Source organism: Monashia sp. HAY1-5C, assembly GCF_056755255.1.
Map to the genome: position 1 here is coordinate 23,016 of NZ_JBPGXG010000042.1, position 8,002 is coordinate 31,017.

Consider the following 8,002-nt stretch of genomic DNA (forward strand, 5'->3'; position numbering starts at 1 on the left):
CGGCACAAGCCCGGTTCTACGGTCATTTGCGGTGGGACCTTTGCCTCTGCTGTCCGTTGGCTGCGGCTGGCTAGCGTGCCGGTGGGGGACGAACGGTGAAGGAGCGAGTGCCATGGCCCTGCGCGGCGGTTCTCTGGAAGGCCCGACGGCTTCGGCTTCTGGGCAAGCGCACGACACTGGAGGGTCGTCCTTCAGCCGGCGGACGTTCATCAGGGCGGTGGGGGGAGCCGGACTCGGCTTCGTCCTGTACGCCTACCTGCCGGACGGCACGAAGGCGGCCCTCGCTGCGGTACCTGGTGGCACGCTCGATCCCTCCGCCATCCCGAAGTTCGTCACGCCCCTGCTCATCCCGCCCGTCATGCCACGGGCCGGCACTCTCACCCTGCCGGGCGGGAAGCCGGCCGACTACTACGAGATCTCGGTGCGGCAGTTCCGCCAGCAGATCCTGCCGGCAGGTCTGCCGGCCACGACGGTGTGGGGTTACGGCCCCATCGCGGCGCAGGGCACCCGAGGCGTCCTGGTGCACCACGCGCCGTCGCTGACGATCGAGGCCCGGACGGGGCGACCGGTGCGGGTGAAGTGGGTCAACGAGCTCGTCCGGCCGGATGGCACCTACCTGCCTCACCTGCTTCCCGTCGACCCGACGCTGCACTGGGCCAACCCTCCGGGTGGCGCCTCCGGCCGTGACTCGCGGCCCTCGTTCACGGCGACGCCCGGGCCCTACACCGGGCCGGTGCCGATGGTGACCCACGTGCACGGGGCCCTGCACGTGGGCGATGAGAGCGACGGCTACGCCGAGGCCTGGTACCTGCCGGCGGCCGGCAACATCCCGAAGGACCATGCCGTCGTGGGCAGCTGGTACGACTTCTTCGCCGGCAAGGCCAAGTCCGGTTACGGCGCGACCTGGGGGCCGGGTTTCGCGACGTTCCAGTACCCGAACCCGGACCGGGCATCAACGAAGTGGTACCACGACCACACCCTCGGCATGACCCGCCTGAACGTGTACGCCGGACCGGCCGGGTTCTACATCATCCGGGGAGGTCCGGACGGCGACAAGGCGGTCCTGGACCGCCGCAGCGGAAACGTGGCCGTGCTCCCGGGTCCGGCGCCGAGGGAGGGTGACCGGTTCCCGTCGAACAAGACGTACTACGAGATCCCGGTCGCGCTGCAGGACCGGTCGTTCAACGCCGACGGGTCACTGTTCTACCCGAGCTCCCGCGAGTTCTTCGACGGCCTCGTGGCCGACTACATCCCGGCGGGAGAGTTCTCACCGATCTGGAACCCGGAGTTCTTCGGCAACACCATCATCGCCAACGGCGCGACGTGGCCCTACCAGCAGGTCGAGCAGCGGCGCTACCGGCTGCGCTTCCTCAACGGCTGCCAGTCCCGCTTCCTCATCCTGGACTTCAGCCAGATCGCGGGCGTTCGTGTCTGGGCCATCGGCAACGAGGGCGGCTTCCTCGCCGCGCCCGTGGACCTGACGGCCAACCACGGCAACCGTCTGCTCATGGCGCTGGCCGAGCGCGCCGACCTCATCGTCGACTTCACGAACGTGCCACTGGGCAACCATGTGCTGCGCAACGTCGGCCCGGACGAGCCGTTCGGCGGCGGGGAACCCGGCGGTGAGCCGCCCGACGGTTTCGAGGCGGCCGACCCGGACTCGACGGGACAGCTCCTGCAGTTCCGGGTCGTGGCGCCAGTGGGCCCGGACCCGACCACCCCGCCCGAGTTCCTCCAGCTGCCCGCCCTCACCCCACTGCCAGCGGCTGCGCGAAGCCGGCCACTGGCGTTGATCGAGAAGGCGGGCGTCGGCACGGATGCCGCGGGTGGCGAGGTGGAAGGACCCGTGGAGGCCGTGCTCGGCACCGCGGAGGCCGGGGTGCTCGTCGAGCGGCTCTGGATGGACCCACCCAGCGAGACCCCGGGGGTGGGCGACACCGAGGTCTGGGAGTTCTACAACACGACGGCCGACGCCCACCCGATGCACATCCACGAGGTGGCGTTCGAGGTGGTGAACCGTCAGGCGCTCGCCCTCGACGAGGACGGCGAGGTCATCCTGCCGTTGCGGCTCGACGGCCAGACGACTCCACCCGAGGCCTGGGAGACCGGGGTGAAGGACACCGTGGTCGCCTACCCCGGACAGGTCACCCGCGTCCGGGTGCAGTTCGCCACCCCCGGTCAGTACGTGTGGCACTGCCACATCGTCGAGCACGAGGACAACGAGATGATGCGTCCGTACCGGATCGGCCCACCGCAGCCCGGACAGCCCGGCGGATGACCAGGATCACCCGCGGGCGCGCGAGCGGCACGGACGACGGCGCCCCGAGCGCGGCCACCCCGCCGACCGCGCACCAGAGGGACGCCGCCTCGTCGAGGTCCGCGGTGAGGGCGCCGTCGATGAGCCTCCCCTCGGCGCAGTCGTCGGTCCCAGTCCCGCGTCTGCGGCGGTCCGGCCTCAGGAGAGCAGGTTGATGATGGTGTTCTTCGGCTCCGTCATGGCCTCGACGGCGAACTGGACGCCCTCCCTGCCGATACCCGAGCCCTTGAACCCGCCGAAGGGCATCGCGTCGATCCGCAGGTCGCTCGTGCCGTTGACGACGACGGCTCCCGCGACGAGGCGGGACGCGACGCTGAACGCCGTCTCCACGGACTGGGTGAAGACGCCCGCCTGCAGGGCGTAGTCACCCTCGTTCGCCGCGGCGACCGCGCCGGTCAGGTCCTCGAAGGGGACGATGGTCACCACCGGTCCGAAGATCTCGTCGGTGAGGACCTTCGAGCCTGCCGGGACGTCCGTGAGGATGGTCGGCTCGTAGAAGGCGCCTCGCCGGGAGCCCCCGACGCGGACCGTCGCTCCGTCCGCGACGGCCTTGCCGACCCACTCCTCGACCCGCTGCGCCTCGCCCTCGGTGACGAGGGGGCCGACGTCCGTCGTGGCGTCGAACTTGCCGCCGACCCGCAGCCGGCTGGTGCGGTCGACGGTCTCAGAGAGGAACTCCTCGTAGATCGACGTGTCGACGTAGACGCGCTGGACCGACAGGCAGTTCTGGCCCGCGACCCCGAACGCGCCGTCCACGACGGCCTCGACAGCGTGGGGCCGCACGGCGTCGGCGCACACGATGGTGGGGTTGTTGCCGCCGAGCTCCATGAGCATCTTCCGGGGGCCGGCGGCCGCGGTGATCTTGGCGGCCGTGGCCGGTCCGCCGGTGAACGAGACCAGGGCGATGCGCGGGTCGGCCACCAGCGACTGCCCGGCTCCGGCACGGCCGCAGACCACGGCGATCCTCGACGACGGCACACCGGTGCGGAGCAGCAGCTCCACGAACGCCAGGGCCGTGAGGGGGGTGTGGTCCGACGGCTTGAGGACCACCCCGTTACCACCGATCAGGGCCGGACCGAGCTTGTGGGCCACGAGGTTGAGCGGGTCGTTGAACGAGGTGAGCGCGGCAACGACCCCGACAGGCTCGCGGGTGAACCAGCCGAGCCGGTTACCGCCACGCCTGCTCGCACCGAAAGGGATCGTCTCGCCCTTGAGGAACACCCCGGCCTCGGCGGACAACCGCAGGGTCTCGGCGCAGCGGCCGACCTCTCGCTCGGCCTCCGTGAGCGTCTTGACGCCCTCCGAGGCGATGAGATGGGCGAACCGGCCCGCCTCCTCGCGAAGCAGCCGCGCCGCCTCGTGCAGCGCCTCGCTCCGGGCCCACAGCGGCCAGTCCTCGCCCGTCACCGACTCGAGGACGCCCGACACCGCCGCCGCGACGTCCGCCGGGGTCGAGTCCGCGACGTGGCCGATGACCCGGCCGTCCTCGGGGTCGGTGACCGGCAGCGTCAGGTCGTGGCGCTGCCAGCTGCCGTTGACGAGGGCGCCTCCCGGCACCGACAGGTCGGCCACGGGCCGGCTGCGGACCTGCGCGTCGGGGCTGACCACCCGCTGGTCTGATGCGTACACGGTTGGACTCCTCGTCAGCTGAATCGGTCGACGACCTTGGCGTATCCGCCGATGATCGGAAGGAACCAGGGCGGCCCGACGTGGCCGGGCACAGCCCGGTAGGGGAGTCGCTCCCACAAGTTGCGGGAGTGCTCCCCGACCATCGACAGGGCCATCTGCTTGCCCATGTAGGTGGCCATCTGGACGCCGTGGCCGCTGTACCCGAGCGAGTAGTGCACCCCGTCGCGCTCGCCGGCGTGCACCATCTGGTCCATGGTGAGGTCCACGAGACCGCCCCAGGTGTAGTCGATGCGTGTCGAGGCCAGGTACGGGAACAGCTCGGTCATGGCGCGCTTGAGGATCGCGGCGCTCTTGAGGTCCGAGTCCGGGCTCGAGAGAGCGAACCGGGCCCGCCCTCCGAAGAGGAGACGGTTGTCCGGTGTGATCCGGAAGTAGTAGGTGAGCATCTTGTTGTCGGAGGCCTGCCGCTGGCGCGGCAGGATCCGCTGGACCGTCTCGGCCGGCAGCGGCTCGGTCACGATGATGAAGCTGCCGACCGGGATGGTCCGTCGCTGGAGCCACGGAGTGAGCGAACCGGTGTAGCCGCTCGTCGCCACGAGCACCTTGTCGGCCTGGACGATGCCTCGGGTGGTGTGCACGGCGTGTCCGCCGTTGCGACGCTCGAGCTGCGTGACCTGGGCGTTCTCGCACACCGTGACGCCGGCCCGGACTCCGGCCCCGGCGAGACCGTGCGCGAGCTTGCCGACGTGAACACCGGCCCCGAGCGGGTCCACCATGCCGCCGGCGTAGAAGTCACTGCCGATCTCGGTGTGGATCTCGTGCTTGTCGACGACGTCCACCGAGTAGCCGGCCAGGTCAGCGAGCTTTTCCTGCGTCTCGCGCATGTGGCCGACCTGCTTGGCGTTCATGGCCAGGGTGAGCTTGCCGGACCGCTGGAAGTCGCAGTCGATGGAGTGCTCCTTGACCAGCTGCTCGATGGTGTCGATGGCCCGGTTGTACTCGCCGAACATCTCGACGGCCTGGTCGCGCCCATAGCGCTTGATGGCCTTGCCGAAGCCGATGGCGAGCCCGGTCGTGGCCATGCCGCCGTTGCGGCCGGAGGCGCCCCAACCCACCGTGTGCTGGTCGAGCACGACGGCGCTGGCACCGTGCTGGACCGCTTCGAGGGCCGCGGACAGACCGGTGAAGCCGGCGCCCACGATGGCGATGTCGACGCGTTCGGGAACCGGAGTCCGGCGATAGTCCCCTGAAGGGGTCGCGGTGTCCAGCCAGTACGGGGTGAGCTTCACCTGTTGCTCCTGGGAGTGGCAGTCGGTCAGAGACCGAGGAGGTCGTTGAGCTCGTCGAGGGACGTGACGGTCGTGTAGTTGTAGGCCGGGCTCTCCGGGTCGTAGCCCCGGTCGAGGTAGACCTTGTTCGTGAAGCCCAGGTCGTCCGCCGGCATCAGGTCGTAGCGCGTGTGCGAGGAGACGTGCAGGAGCTCCTCGGGGCTGGCGCCGAGCTGGTCGAGCATGTACTCGAAGGCCTGGTAGCGGGGCTTGTAGAAGCCGGCCTGCTCCGCGGTGTACACGGCGTGGAAGTCCGCTCCGAGCTTGGGCACGAGCGCGTCGAGGTAGCTGGTGTCGGCGTTGGAGAGGATCACGAGGGGGAAGTTGTCACCGAGCTTCTTCAGCGGGGCGGGCACGTCGTCGTGCGGCTCCCACGAGAGCACCGCGGCCGCGAACTGCTTGCCCGCGTCCTCCTGGACCTCGAGGCCCCACTTCTTGCACGTCCGTGCGTAGGCGTCGTGCAGCACCTGGTCGTAGGCGTAGAACTCGCCGCACACCTGGTCGTAGCGGTAGTTCCTGAACTGGCGGATGAAGGTCTGGATCTGGGGCTCGGTCAGGCGGTCCCCGATGAGCCGGCGCGTCGTGCTGGTGATCTCGAAGTAGATGAGCGTGCCCAGGCAGTCGAACGAGACGTACTTCGGGCGGGTGAGCTGGTTCGGCATGTTCTGTCCTATCGCTGGGGGAGCAGGGGTGGCGCCCGTTCCGAGGACGCGATGGGAATCGTAACCCGACCTTTGCAGATTGTCGACCGTCGGCAACCCGTTGTTGACAAGTTACCGAGGAGTGCGAAGATACGAGAGTGGCTGGCGCCTGCCCGAGGGCTCCGGCCCTCGTGAGGGGAGGATCGTGATGGTGTCGGGACTGAGCAGTCTCAAGGCGCTGGAACGCAAGTCGACGTCGGATCGCATCAGCGACGAGCTTCGGCAGATGATCATCGAGGGCGCCCTCATGCCGGGGGAGCAGCTCGGCGAGGCGAGGATCGCCGAGCAGCTGGGGGTCTCCCGTGCCCCGGTGCGAGAGGCGCTGCAACAGCTCGTCCAGCAGAAGCTGGTGGTCGCGGCCCGCAACAAGGGCGTCTCGGTGGTGACCTTCTCGGCCGCCGACATCTGGGAGATCTACGACGCCCGGTGTGCGATCGAGAGCCACGCGGCGGCCCGGATCGTGGAGGGCCCGCCCGGTGCGCGCGCACGTGCCGTGGACTCGCTGCGAACGATGCTGAGCAGGCTTGCGACAGCGGTCAAACGGGGCGACCACCGGCAGATCTCGGCCGCCGACCTCGACTTCCACATGAGCCTCGTGGCGGCGGCTGACAACTCACGGCTCGTCGACGCCTACTCGATCCTCTCGGCCCAGACGCTGACCTGCATCAACCGGCTGGAGATCGCGCTGCCATCGGGCGAAGAGGTCGTCGACGACCACCAGGTCCTGGTCGACGTGGTCGCCAGCGGCGACCGGGAAGCCGCCGTCAAGGCCGTCGAGGCGCATCTGACGATGGCGGCGGGCAACCTCGCCGCGCCGCCGGCCAGGGCGACCGGGAGCGCCCTTCGCCCCGGCTGACCCGGACCGGACAAGCCATCCGCGCGACGGGCCCAGCCCCGACGCCCGGCCACCCCGACGGACCGACCGACCGGTCCTTCAGGTGCTTGGTCCGGGCGTCGTGCTGTGCCGGGACCCGGCCCATGCTTCGGCTCCTCCTTCTCGCACGAAAGATGAAAAGTCGTTAGCCGATTGTCGACAATCAGCGATCTACATGCTTCCATATACCCCGACAAGTCCATCGCTTGAAGGGAACGATCATGAGGTTCGGAACGAAGCTTGCTGCAGTCGCCTCCGGGGCTGCGCTGACGATGACGATCAGCGCGTGCGGGGGCGCCGCCGGCGGGACGAGCGGCGGTGCGGGTGCGGCTCCGACCGGGTCGGTGCCGGCGGTTCAGGTGGACCCGGCGGCGGTCAAGCTGTTGCCGGCGTCGGTCAAGGAGCGCGGCACGCTGACGATGGCCGCGGACCTGCACTACCCGCCGACCTCGTTCCTGGACACCGACAACAAGACCCCGATCGGGTACAACGTGGACATCGCGAACCTGCTCGCGGCCACGCTGGGACTCAAGGTCGAGGTCAAGAACGTGTCCTTCGACTCGGTGATCCCCGGGATCGCCGCCGGCCGGTACGACTTCACCGCGACGAACATGAGCCCGACCCCGGAGCGGCTCAAGGTGCTGGACATGGTCACCTACTGGTCGGCCGGGTCCTCGCTGATCGCGGCCAAGGGCAACCCGGCCCAGCTGAGCCTGGCCGACCAGTCCACGCTGTGCGGGCACCAGATCGCGGTGCTCAGCGGCTCGACCCAGGCCGAGAAGTACCTGCCGCAGATCTCGGACGACTGTCAGGCCGCGGGCAAGCCGGCGGTCGACGCGGTGGTCCTGCCGAACGTGCAGGCCGCGCTGACGCAGCTGGCCTCCAAGCGGATCGAGGGTGTCTTCTCCGACACCTCGCAGCTGGGCTGGGCCGCCAAGCAGCAGCCGCAGGCCTTCGACCTGCTGCCCCAGCAGTACAAGAAGAAGGTCGGCAACAGCATCGTGGCCCTCGGCGTGGCCAAGAACTCGCCGCTGGCCCCCGCGCTGCACGCGGCGATGCAGTCGCTGATGGCCGGTCCGGCGTACAAGGCCACCCTGGACAAGTGGGGCCTGGGCACCGGCGCCATCTCCAGCTCCGAGCTGCTGAAGTAACG

The 8,002-nt window shown here is 69.5% G+C and carries 6 protein-coding genes; 3 read left to right on the plus strand and 3 right to left on the minus strand.

Annotation, left to right across the window (positions count from 1 at the left end):
* Positions 1-217: 217 nt before the first annotated feature.
* The gene (locus tag ACR9ZK_RS08795; protein WP_481341517.1) at positions 218-2,278 is read left to right on the plus strand and encodes a multicopper oxidase family protein; all 2,061 of its coding nucleotides are present in this window, start codon (positions 218-220) and stop codon (positions 2,276-2,278) included.
* A gap of 177 nt (positions 2,279-2,455) precedes the next feature.
* On the opposite strand, the gene ACR9ZK_RS08800 is transcribed toward ACR9ZK_RS08795, so the two are convergent.
* From ACR9ZK_RS08800 to ACR9ZK_RS08810, 3 genes are read right to left on the minus strand one after another with little or no spacing between them, the layout of a single operon-like run.
* A complete protein-coding gene (locus tag ACR9ZK_RS08800; RefSeq protein ID WP_481341518.1) occupies positions 2,456-3,946 on the minus strand; it encodes an aldehyde dehydrogenase family protein in 1,491 nt (496 codons plus the stop codon).
* 14 nt (positions 3,947-3,960) lie between these two features.
* Positions 3,961-5,235: an NAD(P)/FAD-dependent oxidoreductase gene (locus ACR9ZK_RS08805; protein ID WP_481341519.1), complete on the minus strand. Its 1,275-nt coding sequence runs from the start codon at positions 5,233-5,235 to the stop codon at positions 3,961-3,963.
* A 26-nt stretch (positions 5,236-5,261) separates the two neighbouring features.
* A complete protein-coding gene (locus tag ACR9ZK_RS08810; protein ID WP_481341520.1) occupies positions 5,262-5,936 on the minus strand; it encodes a haloacid dehalogenase type II in 675 nt (224 codons plus the stop codon).
* A 79-nt stretch (positions 5,937-6,015) separates the two neighbouring features.
* On the opposite strand from ACR9ZK_RS08810, the gene ACR9ZK_RS08815 reads away from it, so the two are divergent.
* A complete protein-coding gene (locus ACR9ZK_RS08815; protein WP_481341521.1) occupies positions 6,016-6,831 on the plus strand; it encodes a GntR family transcriptional regulator in 816 nt (271 codons plus the stop codon).
* A 239-nt stretch (positions 6,832-7,070) separates the two neighbouring features.
* Positions 7,071-8,000 (plus strand): ABC transporter substrate-binding protein, encoded by a 930-nt coding sequence (locus ACR9ZK_RS08820; protein ID WP_481341522.1) that lies wholly within the window; start codon positions 7,071-7,073, stop codon positions 7,998-8,000.
* The last annotated feature ends 2 nt before the right edge of the window (positions 8,001-8,002 follow it).